The organism is Pseudotabrizicola formosa, from assembly GCF_002900965.1.
Classification (GTDB): domain Bacteria; phylum Pseudomonadota; class Alphaproteobacteria; order Rhodobacterales; family Rhodobacteraceae; genus Pseudotabrizicola; species Pseudotabrizicola formosa.
On record NZ_PJOM01000002.1, the window covers coordinates 1,429,427 to 1,444,113 of the forward strand.

15 protein-coding genes are annotated in these 14,687 nt (G+C 65.1%); 8 read left to right on the top strand and 7 right to left on the bottom strand.

Features of this window, described 5'->3' with window-relative positions:
* Positions 1 to 132 precede the first annotated feature (132 nt).
* Positions 133 to 558, top strand: coding sequence for a DUF983 domain-containing protein (locus tag CXR43_RS10840; protein ID WP_246831343.1), 426 nt, complete (start codon positions 133 to 135; stop codon positions 556 to 558).
* Positions 548 to 1,168: an NUDIX hydrolase gene (locus CXR43_RS10845; protein WP_103333934.1), complete on the top strand. Its 621-nt coding sequence runs from the start codon at positions 548 to 550 to the stop codon at positions 1,166 to 1,168. Before CXR43_RS10840 ends, CXR43_RS10845 begins: the two co-directional genes overlap by 11 nt.
* On the opposite strand, the gene CXR43_RS10850 is transcribed toward CXR43_RS10845, so the two are convergent.
* Positions 1,108 to 2,088, bottom strand: a complete 981-nt coding sequence (locus CXR43_RS10850; RefSeq protein WP_246831344.1) for a fatty acid desaturase — start codon at positions 2,086 to 2,088, stop codon at positions 1,108 to 1,110. The two genes, CXR43_RS10845 and CXR43_RS10850, sit on opposite strands and share 61 nt — an antisense overlap.
* 117 nt (positions 2,089 to 2,205) lie before the next feature.
* On the opposite strand from CXR43_RS10850, the gene CXR43_RS10855 reads away from it, so the two are divergent.
* Positions 2,206 to 3,054 (top strand): helix-turn-helix domain-containing protein, encoded by an 849-nt coding sequence (locus tag CXR43_RS10855; RefSeq protein ID WP_103333935.1) that lies wholly within the window; start codon positions 2,206 to 2,208, stop codon positions 3,052 to 3,054.
* On the opposite strand, the gene CXR43_RS10860 is transcribed toward CXR43_RS10855, so the two are convergent.
* Genes CXR43_RS10860 through CXR43_RS10870 form a run of 3 tightly spaced genes read right to left on the bottom strand, consistent with a single transcriptional unit; the run spans position 3,051 to position 5,253 of the window.
* Positions 3,051 to 3,581 (bottom strand): lipocalin family protein, encoded by a 531-nt coding sequence (locus tag CXR43_RS10860; protein ID WP_246831345.1) that lies wholly within the window; start codon positions 3,579 to 3,581, stop codon positions 3,051 to 3,053. The two genes, CXR43_RS10855 and CXR43_RS10860, sit on opposite strands and share 4 nt — an antisense overlap.
* Positions 3,569 to 4,213, bottom strand: a complete 645-nt coding sequence (locus CXR43_RS10865; RefSeq protein WP_103333936.1) for a hypothetical protein — start codon at positions 4,211 to 4,213, stop codon at positions 3,569 to 3,571. The genes CXR43_RS10860 and CXR43_RS10865 overlap by 13 nt, the downstream gene beginning before the upstream one ends.
* Positions 4,210 to 5,253 carry an aldo/keto reductase gene (locus tag CXR43_RS10870; protein WP_103333937.1) on the bottom strand — a complete coding sequence of 348 codons (1,044 nt, stop codon included), beginning with the start codon at positions 5,251 to 5,253 and terminating at the stop codon, positions 4,210 to 4,212. The genes CXR43_RS10865 and CXR43_RS10870 overlap by 4 nt, the downstream gene beginning before the upstream one ends.
* 164 nt (positions 5,254 to 5,417) lie before the next feature.
* Here CXR43_RS10870 and CXR43_RS10875 point away from each other — a divergent pair, with 164 nt between their 5' ends.
* The 4 genes from CXR43_RS10875 (at position 5,418) to CXR43_RS10890 (ending at position 10,085) form a co-directional block, all read left to right on the top strand.
* Positions 5,418 to 6,638: an MFS transporter gene (locus CXR43_RS10875; protein WP_103333938.1), complete on the top strand. Its 1,221-nt coding sequence runs from the start codon at positions 5,418 to 5,420 to the stop codon at positions 6,636 to 6,638.
* Between the two features lie 131 nt (positions 6,639 to 6,769).
* A complete protein-coding gene (gene metG, locus CXR43_RS10880; RefSeq protein ID WP_103333939.1) occupies positions 6,770 to 8,488 on the top strand; it encodes a methionine--tRNA ligase in 1,719 nt (572 codons plus the stop codon).
* Complete coding sequence (locus tag CXR43_RS10885) at positions 8,485 to 9,378, top strand: hypothetical protein (protein ID WP_103333940.1); 894 nt, start codon at positions 8,485 to 8,487, stop codon at positions 9,376 to 9,378. Before metG ends, CXR43_RS10885 begins: the two co-directional genes overlap by 4 nt.
* On the top strand, positions 9,375 to 10,085 hold the full coding sequence (locus tag CXR43_RS10890; RefSeq protein WP_103333941.1) for an acylneuraminate cytidylyltransferase family protein: 711 nt from the start codon (positions 9,375 to 9,377) through the stop codon (positions 10,083 to 10,085). Before CXR43_RS10885 ends, CXR43_RS10890 begins: the two co-directional genes overlap by 4 nt.
* Here the strand turns inward: CXR43_RS10890 and CXR43_RS10895 are convergent.
* The 3 genes from CXR43_RS10895 to neuC are packed head-to-tail and all read right to left on the bottom strand — an operon-like array spanning position 10,072 to position 13,773.
* A complete protein-coding gene (locus CXR43_RS10895) occupies positions 10,072 to 11,388 on the bottom strand; it encodes a 3-deoxy-D-manno-octulosonic acid transferase (protein WP_246831346.1) in 1,317 nt (438 codons plus the stop codon). The genes CXR43_RS10890 and CXR43_RS10895 overlap by 14 nt on opposite strands.
* The gene (locus CXR43_RS10900; protein ID WP_168219802.1) at positions 11,385 to 12,665 is read right to left on the bottom strand and encodes a 3-deoxy-D-manno-octulosonic acid transferase; all 1,281 of its coding nucleotides are present in this window, start codon (positions 12,663 to 12,665) and stop codon (positions 11,385 to 11,387) included. Before CXR43_RS10900 ends, CXR43_RS10895 begins: the two co-directional genes overlap by 4 nt.
* Positions 12,646 to 13,773, bottom strand: coding sequence for a UDP-N-acetylglucosamine 2-epimerase (gene neuC / locus CXR43_RS10905; RefSeq protein ID WP_103333943.1), 1,128 nt, complete (start codon positions 13,771 to 13,773; stop codon positions 12,646 to 12,648). Before neuC ends, CXR43_RS10900 begins: the two co-directional genes overlap by 20 nt.
* Before the next feature lie 151 nt (positions 13,774 to 13,924).
* Between neuC and CXR43_RS10910 the strand changes: the two genes are divergently transcribed.
* Positions 13,925 to 14,683 (top strand): glycosyltransferase, encoded by a 759-nt coding sequence (locus CXR43_RS10910; RefSeq protein ID WP_103333944.1) that lies wholly within the window; start codon positions 13,925 to 13,927, stop codon positions 14,681 to 14,683.
* Positions 14,684 to 14,687: the final 4 nt, after the last annotated feature.

Consider the following 14,687-nt stretch of genomic DNA (forward strand, 5'->3'; position numbering starts at 1 on the left):
CGGGCTTGCGACAAAGGCGCGCAGCGGGGCGGCAGGGCGGGCAACAGGGCTTTGCGCTGCGGCGAGGTCTGGAGTAGCACTGCCGCGGGAGTTTCGGCTCGGGACCCCAGATCAACGAGACATCGGACCGCCATGCCAGAGATGACACCTCCCGCCGCCCCCGACACCGGGCCGGCAATGCAGGACGAACGGGCGCTGCGCCCGGCGATGCTGCGTGGCTGGCGCAGACGCTGTCCGAACTGCGGTGCGGGCCAGATGCTGCGTGGCTATCTCAAGGTGCGCGAGACCTGCCCGGTCTGTGGTGAGGCCTTTCACCACCACCGCGCCGATGATGGCCCGGCCTATCTGACCATCCTGATCGTGGGCCACCTGATGGCACCCCTGATCCTGTATGTGTTCACCGCCTATCGCCCCGATCCGCTGGTGCTGGCGACGGTGTTTTCGGTCGGCACCGTGGCGCTGTCGCTCTATCTGCTGCCCCGGCTGAAAGGGGTCATGGTGGCGATCCAGTGGTCGCGGCGGATGCATGGGTTTGGCGGTACGCAAGATGACGGCTGACACCCCCCCGCGGCCAGAGATCCGATCCGCATCAACGGTCATCCTGTGGCGCGCAGCACCTTCGGGCGCGCAGGTGCTCATGGGGATGCGGGGGGCCGCAGCGGTGTTCATGCCGTCGAAATACGTGTTTCCGGGCGGGGCGGTCGATCCGGGCGATGCGGCAGAGCCTTTGCCGATGGCAGGGCCCTGTGCAGAGCGGCTGCGTGCCTTCTGCGGGCCAGAGGCACCCTCTCCGTCGGCACTGGCGGGGGCTGCCTTGCGCGAACTTCAGGAGGAAACCGGGCTGGTTTTGCCGCCGACCGATGCCCCTGCCCTGCGCTTTGTGTTCCGTGCCATCACGCCGCCCGGACGGACCCGCCGCTTTGACGCGCGGTTCTTTCTGGCCGATGCGGCGCATCTGGCCGGACCCCAGGATGATTTCAGCGCGGCACAGGATGAACTGTCTCACCTGCACTGGATCGGGTTGGATCTGGCGCGGGCACTGGACCTGCCCTTCATCACCGAGGTGGTGCTGGCCGAGGTGACAGCCATCCTGCGCGGCGCAGCAGATCAGGGCGTGCCTTTTTTTGACAACTCGGGCACATCTCCCGCGTTTCGCCGCATCGTATAGGCCGCATCGGCGGGCATCAGCGGATGTGGAACCGGGTCTTTCGCGCGCAGGAAATGGCGGGCGAAGATCTGGGCATAGGACCGGTAGCAGTACCCGTCGTTGCGGCGCAGGTAGTGGTCGCGGTTCGCGGCATACAAATCGGTCAACCGATACCATGGCACCTGCGGATGCATATGGTGGACGACATGCAGGTTGTTGTTCAAGAACAAGAGCGCGAGCGGGCCGCGGTCCTCGACAATCACCGTGCGGGCCCGATGCGCGTCATGGGCGCGGTGCTCCAGAAAGGTGCGGATCTTCAGCAGCGCCGCCGCGATGTAGAAGGCCAGCAGATACCCCGCCCAGCCCATCGGGGCCGGGGTCAGCCACAGCCCCAGCAGCGCAAGCCCGCCCAGATGCAGCAGCCAGTCCCGCTGAACCGCGCGGTCACGGCGCAACAGCCGTGCCTCAGACCGCAGCCAGACCAGATTGCCCAGCACAGGGCCGATGATCATGCGCCCCAGCAGGGTGTTGTTGACCCGGAGCACCGTTTGCAACCAATGCGGCAGCCGGTCCCAGACCACGGGATCGAGGTAATTCGACTCCGGATCATCATAGGGATCGGTGAGCACCGGATCATGATGATGTGCCAGATGCGTGCTGCGGAACCGGCGATATGGCACGGTCGGATAGAGCGCCGGGAACACCAGCGCCTCGTTCCACCGCGCGTCCTCGAACGGATGGCCATGCAGGGCCTCGTGCTGCAAGGAGGAGTATTGCGTGATGGCCAGGGCAGTCACGATAACCCCCAGCACCGGCGCCTGGGCATAGAGGATGGTGGTGCCCAGGGCCCAAAGCGCATAGGTCGCCGCAAGCAGGGCAAGGGTCGGCCATTCAATGGCAATCGGGGTGCGGCAGGTCTGAACAGGGTCGCCAAGCGCCAATGCGGTCTTCCGTCAATGATAACCCTTTTGTGAGTATCACTTGCCTCTCAGGCTGAAAACGCCAAGGATGCGCAACATAAACTCACCCTCGTTGTCTTAAATCACCCAAAGTTGGCTATGATCGACAAGCGCATCCGTGCCGCCCTGTTCCGCACCCGGCTGGCCGAGGCGATGGCAGAACGCAGGTTTTCGCAGGCCGCACTGGCGCGGGCTTGCGGGGTGGACCGGTCCACCATCAGCCAGTTGCTGGTGTCGGACAAGCGGATGCCCAATGCGCAACTCGCGGCCGATTGCGCCATGGCCTTGGGCGTCTCTGCCGACTGGCTTCTGGGCCTGTCGGGCCGGCCCGAGCCGATGGCGGATCTGCTGGCGATGCAACTGACCGAAACCCAGGCCCCGCGCGCGCTGATCGACGAAGCAATCTTTGGCTGGCATCAAGAGGCGGCGGGCTACAAGATCCGCCATGTGCCGGCCACGCTGCCCGACATGCTCAAGACGCGCGCCATGGTCGAATGGGAATATGCGCCGCAACTGGGCCGGTCGGCGGAACAGGCGATCGGCGCGTTTGAAGACCGGCTGACATGGATGCGCGGTGCCCGGTCGGATTACGAAATTGCCCTGCCCCAACACGCGCTTTTGGCGTTTTCCACCGGCACCGGCTATTATTCCGGCCTGCCCGCCGCCCTGCGGCTGGAGCAGATCGACCGCATGATCGACCTGACCGAGGCACTGTATCCGGCGCTGCGGGTCACATTGTTCGATGCCCGCCGGGTGTTTTCCGCGCCGATCACGGTGTTCGGGCCGCTGCTGGCGGTGCTCTATCTGGGACGGCACCATCTGGCATTCCGCGATTCCGCACGGGTGGACAGTTTCACACGGCATTTCGACTGGCTGGTGCGTGAAGCCTCCGTCAGCGCCCGCGACCTGCCCGCGCATCTGCGTGGCCTGCGGTCGCGGGTGGCCTAGAAGCTTTGCAGAAACCGCGTGTCATAGCCGTTGAAATCAAAAATCTCGCGCGCGGCGCGCAAGCGGTCGGGCGGCAGGGCCCCACCCCGGTTGAGGATGAACCCGAACGCCCCCGATGGCGTGCCGATGGCAAGGGTGCGATAATCGGTATCGACCCAGATCACCCACCACTCCTGCCCCTCCACCCGGAACCGGCCCGGCCCGATGCCTTCAACCGGCCCGGACAGCCGCACCTCCTGGCCTGACAGGCACAGCCGGCCGCTTATGGTCAGGGCTCCCGCCGCCCCGCTGATATCGGCCCCCCCGGCAGGGCAGCCGCCCGCCGAGGCAAAGGCCGCCGCTTGCCGCCACTGGCCCCGAATCCTGCCTTGGTCAAACTGCGCATTCGACCAGATCGGCGCGCCTGCCGTGCGATAGGGCACAGTCGGCACCGCCGGTTTCGGAGCGCAGGCCGCCAGAGCCAGGCAGAGCAGCCCCATGCCAAGACCGGTGCCGATCGAGGCAGGCCTGCGGATCAGTTGATGCATTGGGTCAGCATCCTTCCCTGGTCGTTCAGAATGTCATGACAGCCCAGCATTGGCGAGACCGGCGCACAGGTGCCCGATTGGGCCAGACAATAGCCGGTGCAATCGGTCGAGGCGCGGCAGGATTTGCCCGCATCGCGCGCGGGCGTCTGACAAAAGGCCGCTGCGCCCCCGCCCGTTCTGCTCCAGATCCCACCGCGCGACTCGCAGGCCAGATGGGCCGGGCTTTTGATCACCACCGGTGCCGCGAGGGCGTCCTGCGCCGGATCAGAGGGTTGCGGGCTTTGCTGCGCCGAAGCCCCCGGCATGCTGTCGGACACAGGGGACAAAGGCTCAGAGGATGCGGGCATGGCGGCACCAGCCGCGACGCGCGCGCCTGTCATGGCGGTGTCTGCCGCGTCAGAGCCTTCGGCTTCGGAATCTGCCGCATCCAGAGATGTTACCTCGATGTCCCCGCCCAAGAGCGGGCCTTGCACGGCCGGCGCGGCACCTGCGCCCTCTGCCCCCGCACCCGGCAAGACCTGACACCCGGCCAGCCCCAAAAGCACCGCAACAAGCGCGCCCGCGCGGACCCGCCGCAACCGCAGGCCAGACAGCGCGAAGGCTGCGGCGCGTCTGACCGCTGCGCCACTCAATAGGGCATCGGGTGCAGGCGGTGGGCGATCACAATATCCTCTTGCACCGCATCCGACAGGGTCAGGTGCGCCGCGCCGATATTGGTGGCAAGCTGCTCCACGCTCGTGGCCCCGATGATCGGAATGCAGGGAAAGGGCCGCGACAGGCAGAAGGCAATGGCCATCTGGCACGGGTCCAGCCCATGGGTGGCGGCAATGCCCAGATAACTGGCGACCGCGGGAAACACCTGCGGGTTGATCCTCCCGCCCAGATCCGGCGTGAAGCTGCGCCGCGTGCCGCCGGGCACCACATCGCCCGCGTATTTGCCAGTGAGCAGACCCGCCGCCAGGGGCGAAAATGCCAAGAGCGGCATATCCTCGACCAGGCTCAGCTCGCACCAGTCGGTGTCGAACTGGCGGCACAGCAGCGAGTATTCGTTCTGCACCGACATCATGCGGGGCAGGCTGTGAACCTGCGCCAAGTGCAGCCACAGCGCCGCCCCCCAGGTGCTTTCATTCGACAGGCCAATGGCGCGGATCTTGCCCTCGGCGATCAGATCGGCGGCGGTGCGCAGAACATCAAGCATATGCGCCTCCACCTCCGCCCGGTCGGTCACGCGCGGGGCAAAGCGCCAGTTCTGGCGGAAGTGATAGCTGCCCCGGTTCGGCCAGTGCAGCTGATAAAGGTCAATGTAATCTGTCTGCAACCGGCGCAAACTGTCCTCGACGGCCGCGCGCAGGGCTGCCCCGGTGATCGGCGCACCGTCGCGGACCGCCGCCTGCCCCGCCCCGGTGATCTTGGTGGCAATCTGCACGCCCGACCGCCCGCCGCGTTGTGCCAGCCAGTTGCCGATGATGGTTTCGGTGTCGCCCACCGTTTCGGCCCGCACCGGGTTGGTCGGATACATCTCGGCCGTGTCCCAGAAGGTCACACCATGGTCGATGGCCAGATCGGCCTGCGCGTGGCCTTCGCTTTGCGTGTTCTGGCTGCCCCATGTCATCGTGCCAAGGCACAGCTTTGACACTTCAATCCCGCTCTGCCCCAGTTGAACCCGTTCCATTGCCTGCCCTTTTCATTCGGTCGTCACTTGGCAGGCAACCTAACCGCCCCGCCCGGCATGGCAAGGCCAAGTGACACAGCGCCAGTCCTTTGCGCGGGTTCCGGTGCGCCTCCTTCGTTGCGCGACCTCTTTACTCTGCCCGGCAAAGCGTCTTTGCTGCCGCCATGCGCCTGCTGATTTCCTTTGCCGCTTTGTTCCTGTCGGTCGTGCTGTTGCAGCTGGGCCTTGGCGGGGTCGCCCCGTTGGATGCGATTTCAGGCGTGCAGCTGGGGTTCAGCACCTCGCAGATCGGGCTTCTGGGCTCTGCGCATTTCTTCGGCTTTTTCATCGGCTGCTGGTGGGCCCCGCGCCTGATGGGCAGTGTGGGCCATTCGCGCGCCTTTGCCGCCATGACCGCCGCCGGCACGCTGGGAATTCTGGCCCATATGATGGTGGTCGATCCGTACGCCTGGGCGCTGATGCGGCTGACCTCGGGGCTGGCGGTGGCCGGTTGCTACACGATCATCGAGGCCTGGTTGCAGGCCAAGGTGACCAATGAAACCCGCGGCCGCGCCATGGGGGTCTACCGTGTGGTCGACATCGTGGGCAGCCTTGGCGCGCAGCTGATGATCGGGGTGCTGGAGCCGGCAAGCTATCTGTCCTACAACATTCTGGCGCTGCTGTGCTGTCTTGCGATCTTTCCGATGACGCTGAGCAAGGCAGAGGCCCCCGAAATGCCCGACGCCCCCCGGCTGCGCCCGGGGCTGGCCTGGCGGCTGTCGCCGCTGGCCTGCATGGGCGTGGTGGTCTCAGGGGTGACGGGGGCCGCGTTCCGCATGGTGGGGCCGCTTTACGGCACCGAGGTCGGTCTGCGGGCCGATCAGATCGCGCTGTTTCTGGCGGCTTACGTACTCGGCGGGGCCTTCGCGCAATATCCCATCGGCTGGCTGGCCGACCGGTTCGACCGCCGCGCGGTGCTGATCGGGCTGTCCGTCGCCGCCGCTGCGGCCTGCGCTGCCACCGTGCTGGCGGCGGGCCATGGCACGGTGGCGATTTTCCTTGCCGTCGGTGCGTTCGGCTTTGTCACCATGCCGGTCTACTCCGTCTCGACCGCGCATGCGCATGATCATGCCACCCAGATGGAGCGGGTGGAGCTGTCTGCTGCCCTGATGTTCCTTTATGCCGTCGGTGCCATCGCCAGCCCGCTGATCGCGGCGCTGCTGATCGACCGTTTCGGCCCGGCGGCCATGTTTGCCATGATCGCGGTGGTCAATATCGCGCTGGTTCTGTTCGGTCTGGCGCGCATGCGCGCCCGCCCCGCCCCCGATGCGCGCACCCCCTATACCTATGAGCCGCGCACCTCTTTCCTGATCGGCAGGCTGTTGCGGGGCCGCCGCGACCGCTGACCCCATCGCAGGCGGCTCATCGCTTGCAACTGGTCCAAATACTCACATTGCGCCGCCCGCCCCCGGCGCATCCTCTGGCAAGGCGCTGCGGCTTGCGCTAAACGGGCGGCACCATAAGACAAAGGCGCATCATGGCACGGATTCTCATCACCTCGGCCATTCCCTATATCAACGGGATCAAGCATCTGGGCAATCTGGTCGGCAGCCAGCTGCCCGCCGATCTGTTCGCGCGCTACATGCGGGCGCGCGGACATGAGGTGATGTTCATCTGCGCCACCGATGAACATGGCACGCCCGCTGAACTGGCGGCGGCCAAGGCGGGCCAGCCGGTGGCCGAGTATTGCGCCGACATGCACGCCGTGCAGGCCGAGATTGCGCGCGGCTTTCGCTTGTCGTTTGACCACTTCGGCCGCTCGTCCAGCCCCCGCAATCATGCGCTGACCCAGCATTTCGCCGGGCGTCTGGCCGATAACGGCCTGATCCGCGAAGTGACCGAGCAGATGATCTATTCGGTCGACGATGGCCGCTTTCTGCCCGACCGCTATGTCGAGGGCACCTGCCCGAACTGCGGCTACGACTCGGCGCGCGGCGATCAATGCGACAACTGCACCAAGCAGCTGGACCCCACCGATCTGATCAATCCCCGCTCCACGATCTCCGGCAGCACAAATCTGGAACTGCGCGAAACCAAGCACCTGTATCTGATGCAGCGCAATCTGCGCGACAAGCTGGAGGCCTGGATCGACAGCAAGCATGACTGGCCGCTGCTGACCACATCCATCGCCAAGAAATGGCTCAACGATGGCGATGGCTTGCAGGACCGCGGCATCACCCGTGATCTGCACTGGGGCATTCCGGTGAAACGCGGTGATCAGCCCTGGCCGGGGATGGAGGGCAAGGTGTTCTACGTCTGGTTCGACGCCCCCATCGAATACATCGCCGCCACCGCCGAATGGGCCGATGCCAATGGCTTGGACGATGCCGCATGGCAACGCTGGTGGCGCACCGACATGGGCGCGGAAGATGTCACCTATTACCAGTTCATGGGCAAGGACAACGTGCCCTTCCACACCCTGTCTTTCCCCGCCACGATTCTGGGTTCAGGCGAGCCGTGGAAGCTGGTCGATTACCTGAAGTCCTTCAATTATCTGAATTATGATGGCGGCCAGTTCAGCACCTCGCGCGGGCGCGGGGTGTTCATGGATCAGGCGCTGGAGGTGTTGCCATCCGATTACTGGCGCTGGTGGCTGTTGTCCCATGCGCCGGAATCGTCGGATTCCGAATTCACATGGGAGAATTTCCAAGGGTCGGTGAACAAGGACCTCGCCGATGTGCTGGGCAATCTGGTCAGCCGGGTCACGAAATTTGCCACCGCGAAATTTGGCGCGCAAGTGCCCGCCGGTGGCAGCTTTGGCCCGATGGAAACCGCGCTGATCGCCGATCTGGGCGCCCGCATCCGCACCTACGAGTCGCTGATGCAGGCGATGGAGGTGCGCAAGGCCGCTGCCGAACTGCGGGCAATCTGGGTGATCGGCAACGAATACCTGCAAGCCGCCGCCCCTTGGACGGTGGTCAAGACCGACCCTGAGCAGGCACAGGCCATGATCCGGCTGGCGCTCAACCTGATCCGGGTCTACGCCATCCTGTCGCAACCCTTCATCCCCGATGCCTCCGCCACCATGATGGCGGCGATGGGGTCTGAAGACTGGACCTGGCCCGATGATCTGTCCGCTGCGATGCGGGTGCTTGAGCCCGGCCAACCCTTCACCGTGCCGGAAAACCTGTTCCGCAAGATCACCGATGAAGAGCGTGCCGATTGGCAGACGCGCTTTGCCGGTGTGCGCACATGACAGCGGCCCCGCCCCCGGTCTGGCAGCTTGTGCTGGTCCTGTGGGGCACCAAATACCCGGTGGCAGAGGTCAACCATCTGATCGACACCGTTTGCCGCCTTGCCAGCCACGCCCCGCGTGTGGTGCTGATCACCGATGCCCTGCGCGACGGTCTGCGCGACGGCGTCGTGCAGCGGCTGATCCCCACGTTTTTCATGGACCCGCGGATGCGCGGGCCGGGGTGCCAGACCAAGCTGTGCATGTTCGAGGCGGGCGTGGTGCCGGAGGATCTTCCGGCGGTTTTCATCGACATCGACACCGTTGTGCTGGGCGATATGGCGCAGTTTCTGGCGTTGCAGAACAGCCGCAAGACCGTGGCCATTTTCCAAAGCGCCATCCTGCCTTTCGGGGCACTGGCCCGCGCGCTGTTCCGGTTGACCAAAGGGCGCCGATACGCGCGGGGCAACTCGTCGATCGTGGTCTATCATCCGGCAGAAACCGCGCATATCGCGGCGCGCTATCGCGCCTTGGTGGGCGAGCTTGGCTTTAATGGCATCCGCCCGATGATCGCGGATGAACGCTTCATCAGCTGGTCACATCAGCCGCATATGCGCGCCATACCGCATGATATGGCGGTCAAGCTGCCGACCGAATTCATGCTGCCTTGGCCCTGGCTCATCCATCTGCGCGCCCGCCTGCCATGGGTGCGCCGTCGCTGGGCCCGGCTGATCGCGCTGACCCTGCCGGGGGTGGAGGTCAAGGGTGAGACGCTTCTGACCCTGCCCGACGAGGCCGAGGTGGTGGACCGCAAGGGACGCCGCCTGATCTGGTCCGAAGCCGCCTTGGGGCCGGTCAAGGAACAGCTGACAGCCTATTACACGGCACTTCAGCAAAGTGGAAAAACACCATGATCTTAGGGCATATCGGCGCGCGCAAAGGGTCCAAGGGCGTGCCCGGCAAGAACTTCCGCACGCTCTGCGGCAAGCCGCTGATCGACTGGTCGCTGGATCAGCTTTTTGCCAACCCGCGCGTGGGTGCAGTTGTGGTCTCGACCGATGATCCGGCGATCTATGACCATGCGCGCGCGCGCGGGGCCTTGGCTATCGGGCTGCGCCCGCCAGAACTGGCCACCGACACCGCGCCCAAATGGGGGGTCTGGCAGCATGCGCTGGCCGCGTCCGAGGCGATTTGCGGGCCGGTCTCGGCCTTTCTGGATCTGGACTGCACCTCGCCCCTGCGCATCCCCGAAGATATTGACGGCGCGCTCGACACATTTGAAGCGGTTGCCCCGGATATGGTGATGAGCGTGTGTGAAGCGCGCAAGAACCCCTATTTCAACCTCGTCGAACCCGATGCGACCGGCGCGCTGCAAGTGTCGAAACCGCTGCCCGGCGGGGTCTGGGCGCGGCAGGACGCGCCGGTGGTCTATGAGCATGTGGGCGTGGTCTATGTGGTGGCCCCAGACTATCTGCGCCGCGCCAAGACAATCTATGAAGGGCGGGTCGTGGCCTTTGTGCTGCCCTCCGACCGCTGCCATGACATTGATACGCCCTATGATTTCCGTCTGGTCGAATTCCTGCTGACCGAGCAGCTGAACGCCGGCGTCAGGAAGGTCTGACCGCCGCCAGCAGGCGCGGGATCGCCGCAAGCGTCTTGCGGGTGGCATCGGAATGCGCGGCGGTGAAGGCAGCGATCTTGTCTGCATCGGTCTGCGGATTGGCCAGAAGATGTGCCGCAAGCGCCTGTCCCTCCGGCACTGACACCGCAACGCCCGCCGCCTGCGCTTCGGCAAAGGGATATTCGATGGTATGGGTGTGCGGCCCGGTGATCACTGGCTTGCCCAGCACCAAAGCCTCGGAAATGTTATGCGCGCCCTTGGGGTTGAAGCCGCCGCCGACGATGACCTGATCGGCCATCGCCAGATAGCCATACATCTCGCCCAGTGAATCCCCGAAGAAGATGTCGGGACAGTCAGAGGCTTTGGGCCACTGCGCCGTATCGAAAGGCCCCGGCAGCTGTGACCGACGGATCAAAGAAAATCCTTCCTTAACAAGCGTTTCTGCCACATCATTAAAGCGTTCCGGCCTGCGTGGCACGTAAACAAACAACGGCTTCGGCAGCGATTTCGCGGCGTGGTCCTCGCGCAAGATGCGGATGGCATGGATATAGGTCGCATCCTCGCCCTCAATCGCACTTGCAACCGTGATCACACGCCGCGCCTCTGCGCCGATCCACGCGCGCGCGGCCTGTCCTGCGGCCACCAGGTCGGGCGGCACCGGCTGATCAAACCGCAGCTCGCCAGTGACGGCAATGTTGCGCACGCCGACAGAGGCAAAGCGCTGTGCCTGCAAGTCGGACTTGACCAGCGCCCCGGCAAAGCCGCGCATCACTGCCTGTCGCAGCCGCAGCCCCGAACTGTCGCGCGTCAGGGCCCGGCTGGGATATTGCGCATTGCACATGAACAAGGGCACACCGGCCCTGCGCGAGGCCGCAACCATGCGTGGCCAGATCTCGATCTCCATCACCAAGCCGTAAGCAGGCTGAAAGGCGCGGAAAAAACCCGCATAGGCCCAGCCGGTTTCCAGCGGCACCCAGACCGCCTGCATCCGGCCTGCGGCGATATCGGCGGCAAACACCCGCAGGGCCTCGCCCCGCCCCGCCGGGGTGAAATGCGTGGTCACCACCCTATCCCCCCGGTCGAGGAGGGCCCGGATCAGCGGCACGGCCGAGCGCAGCTCGCCCAAGGACACCGCATGCACCCAGACCGCACCGGGCAAAGGCGCAGGATAGCGGCCAAAGCGTTCGGCCAGATGCGCGCTATAGGCGCGGTCTTTGCGCCCGCGCCGCCACAGATAGATCAGGATCAAGGGCAGGCCGAGCGTCCACAGCGCCGACCACAGCAGCAGAAAGCCCCGCATCATGGCCGCACCAGCGCCAGCAGATCAGTGGCCAGCGGGGTGAGCCCTCCGGCCGCCTTGTGGACGATGCACGCCGCCCGCTTTGCCATTCCGGGCAGGCCGGGGTCTTGCAGCGCTGTTGCCAGACCACCGGGGGCCAGTTGCAGCGCCGCAGCTTCGGCCCGCAACTGCCCGTAATCAGGCGCGAAATTGCTGATGTCCGGACCGTGCAGGATGGCCGTTTCGAAATGCGCCGCCTCCCAGGGGTTATGTCCGCCGATCGCATCAAAGCCGCCGCCGATCAGCGCGGTTTCCGCCAGACGGTACCACAGCCCCATCTCACCATAGGTATCGGCCAGCCAGACCGCATCGCCGCCCGATGGCACACGGCCAAGGCTGCGGCGGGCAAAGGGCAGGCGTGCCTCGGTCAGCGCAGAGGCGACCGCCCCGGCCCGACCCGCATCGCGCGGGGCAAGCACCAACAACCAGCGCGGATCGGCGCGCCACAGCGCCGCCTGCGCCACCATCGCCTGCGCCTCATCCCCCGGATGGGTCGAAGCCGCGACCCAGACCCGGCGGCCCTGCACCGCCGCCTGCACCTGCACCAGCGCGACAGGATCGGCGGCCAGCGGCGGGGCGGCCAATTTCAGCGATCCGGTGACCTGAACTCCACCCGCCCCCAGCGCGCGCAGATGGCCCGCGCTACGGTCATCCTGCGCGGTGATCAGCCGGAACCGGGCGAGAAGGTCAGCATAGAGCCCACGCGCCCGCGCCCGCCGGGCAAAGCCTGCATCGGTCATCCGGGCGTTGACCAGCGCCAGCGGCACGCCGCGCGCATGCGCCCCCACCACGGCACCCGGCCAGAGCTCCTGCTCGGCCCAGACTGACAGGTCGGGACGCCAATGGTCCAGAAAGCGCGCAACATAGCGCGGCGCATCCAGCGGCAGATATTGATGCCGGGTCTGCGGCGGCAGATTGGCCCCGATGACCTGCGCCGAAGACCGGGCAGAGGAGGTGACCAGAAACTGCAGCTCGGGGTCTTGTCGCGCCATCGCCCCGATCAGACCGCGCAGCGCCAGCACCTCGCCAAGACCGACGGCATGCAGCCAGATCAGCCGGCCGTCCGGGCGCTGAGCCGAGGCAAAGCCACGCTTTTCCGCCACGCGCAGCGGATCTTCCTTGCCGCGCGCAAGGCGACGGCGCAGCACCAGCGGCCCTGCAAGCGCAATGAGCGGACTGGCGGCCAGATAGCCCCGCAGCCCCAGACCGGTCGGTGCAGGATCAGCCACCGGGCTGATCACGAAAGGCCTTCTGCAAGCCTTGCGTCCAGAACTCGGGGCTGGCCAGCGTCTGCACAAAGCGCTCTGCGGCGTGGCCTACGCCAAATCCGGTGTCAGGCGCATGGCGGTTGCCCCAGCAGTCGGTGAGGAACTGCGCCACAGCCGCACCATCCCCCGCCGCCGCAAAGGCGACCGAAGCCGCCATGGCCCGGTTGGTCTGACGGGTGCCGATATCCAAGGATGGCAGGCCCAGAAACGGGGCCTCGCGCACCCCTGCGCTGGAATTGCCGACCATGCAGGCGGCATGTTTCATCAGTTCGGAAAAATGGGCAAAGCGCATCGAGGGGATCAGGCGGAACCGGTCCTTGGGCAGACCGTCCAGCACCGCGAAAATCGCCTCGGACCCCGGATCATTGTTTGGCGCGATCACCACGAAATTCCGCCCCGATCTCTCCAATGCCCCGAACACGGCCTCGGCCTGGGTGCCCATCGTCGCCTGTTCCGAGGTGACCGGGTGGAACACCGCGATGCCATAATCGGCAAAGGGAATGTCGTAGCGCGCGCGCACCTCATCCAGGCTGACCCCGGATGGCCCGGCGTGGAAGTCAAGCTCGGGTGACCCGATGACATGGATCGTCTCGGGCGGCTCTCCCAGGGTCATCACGCGGCGGGCTGCGGCATCGGACGAGACAAAATGATGTGTGGCCAGTTTGGTGTTGCAGTGGCGGAACACTTCGTCAATCGTGCCCGAGACTTCGCCGCCCTCGATATGCGCCGACGGAATGTAATTGGTGGCCGCCACCAGCGCCCCCGCCAATGCTTCGATCCGGTCACCGTGAATGACGATCAGATCGGGCGCGTGTTCGGTGATATAGTCGGAAAAGCCCACGACCGTTTTCGCCAGCACGATATCCTGCCCGTCGCCGGGCCGCTGGTTCAGAAACTCATGCACCCGCACACCGGGCATGCGCTGTACTTCCAGCTTGGTCAGACCATAGCGGTCCATCATATGCATGCCGGTGACAAAGAAGGTGACCCGATGGCCCGCATCCCGCGCGGCGGCGGCAAGAGGTTCAAGCTTGCCGAAATCGGCACGGGTTCCGGTGAGGAAGAGAAGGTGGCGGGTCATGGGCTACTGCTGAATAGACTGCTGCGCTGTGTGCAGCCGCCGGAAAATTGACGCCAACCATAGGCACAGCGGCCGCCGGAGGCAATCGTTACCAATGGACATTGAAGACCAGACTGCCTAAGCGCTGCGGGAGACAAGGCGGGGGCATGCGATGCAGAAGGTCATTCTGTGTATGAAGTGGGGCACGCTTTATGGCCCGGAATACGTGAATGTCCTGCACAATGCCGCGCGGCGGTTGACTACGGGCGATCTGCGCTTTGTCTGCCTTAGAGATGACGGCAGCGGGCTTGATGATCGTATTGAGATTTTCCCAATTCCCGATATCGGGCTGAAACCCGTGCATTGGACGCGCGGATGCTGGCCCAAAATTGCACTGTTTCTCGACGATCTTTATGGCTTGCAGGGCCGCGCGCTGTTTATCGACCTCGACATGGTTCTTTTGCATGATCTTGACGGCTTTTTTGACCATGGCGAGGGCCTGGTGATGCTTGATTCAGGTCCATGGCGGTATCGTGACGGCGTGCCACGTCCAATGTCATCGATTTTCGGATTTGATCTGGGAACGATGGGCTACATGGTCGACAAATTGCGTGGCGATCGGGATGCTCTTGTGGCGCGCTACGATATTGAACAAGACTTCATCAAGGGGGAGGCGCGGGCAATCCGCTTCTGGCCCCAGTCCTGGGTACGCAGTTTCAAGTACCACCAGCGTCAGCCGTTGATCCTGGATCGTTTCCTTGAGCCCAAAGTCCCCGCCCCCGAAACGCGGGTCTTGTGTTTTCACGGTCGTCCCCGCCCAATCGACCTTATCCGCCCGCCTGCCGGAAACTGGGATGTGCCGCCCCACTTTGGGCGCGGACAGGTGCCTTGGATGGTTGAGTATTGGACAGCAAACGGCGGAAGGGTCTGAACAT

Bases quoted from the DNA above. Each gene is read 5' to 3' on its own strand.
- CXR43_RS10910 (WP_103333944.1), top strand. From the start codon at position 13,925: ATGCAGAAGGTCATTCTGTGTATGAAGTGGGGCACGCTTTATGGCCCG.
- CXR43_RS10855 (WP_103333935.1), top strand. From the start codon at position 2,206: ATGATCGACAAGCGCATCCGTGCCGCCCTGTTCCGCACCCGGCTGGCC.
- CXR43_RS10870 (WP_103333937.1), bottom strand. From the start codon at position 5,253: ATGGAACGGGTTCAACTGGGGCAGAGCGGGATTGAAGTGTCAAAGCTG.
- CXR43_RS10845 (WP_103333934.1), top strand. From the start codon at position 548: ATGACGGCTGACACCCCCCCGCGGCCAGAGATCCGATCCGCATCAACG.
- metG (WP_103333939.1), top strand. From the start codon at position 6,770: ATGGCACGGATTCTCATCACCTCGGCCATTCCCTATATCAACGGGATC.
- CXR43_RS10840 (WP_246831343.1), top strand. From the start codon at position 133: ATGCCAGAGATGACACCTCCCGCCGCCCCCGACACCGGGCCGGCAATG.
- CXR43_RS10890 (WP_103333941.1), top strand. From the start codon at position 9,375: ATGATCTTAGGGCATATCGGCGCGCGCAAAGGGTCCAAGGGCGTGCCC.
- neuC (WP_103333943.1), bottom strand. From the start codon at position 13,773: ATGACCCGCCACCTTCTCTTCCTCACCGGAACCCGTGCCGATTTCGGC.
- CXR43_RS10875 (WP_103333938.1), top strand. From the start codon at position 5,418: ATGCGCCTGCTGATTTCCTTTGCCGCTTTGTTCCTGTCGGTCGTGCTG.
- CXR43_RS10895 (WP_246831346.1), bottom strand. From the start codon at position 11,388: ATGATGCGGGGCTTTCTGCTGCTGTGGTCGGCGCTGTGGACGCTCGGC.
- CXR43_RS10860 (WP_246831345.1), bottom strand. From the start codon at position 3,581: ATGCATCAACTGATCCGCAGGCCTGCCTCGATCGGCACCGGTCTTGGC.
- CXR43_RS10885 (WP_103333940.1), top strand. From the start codon at position 8,485: ATGACAGCGGCCCCGCCCCCGGTCTGGCAGCTTGTGCTGGTCCTGTGG.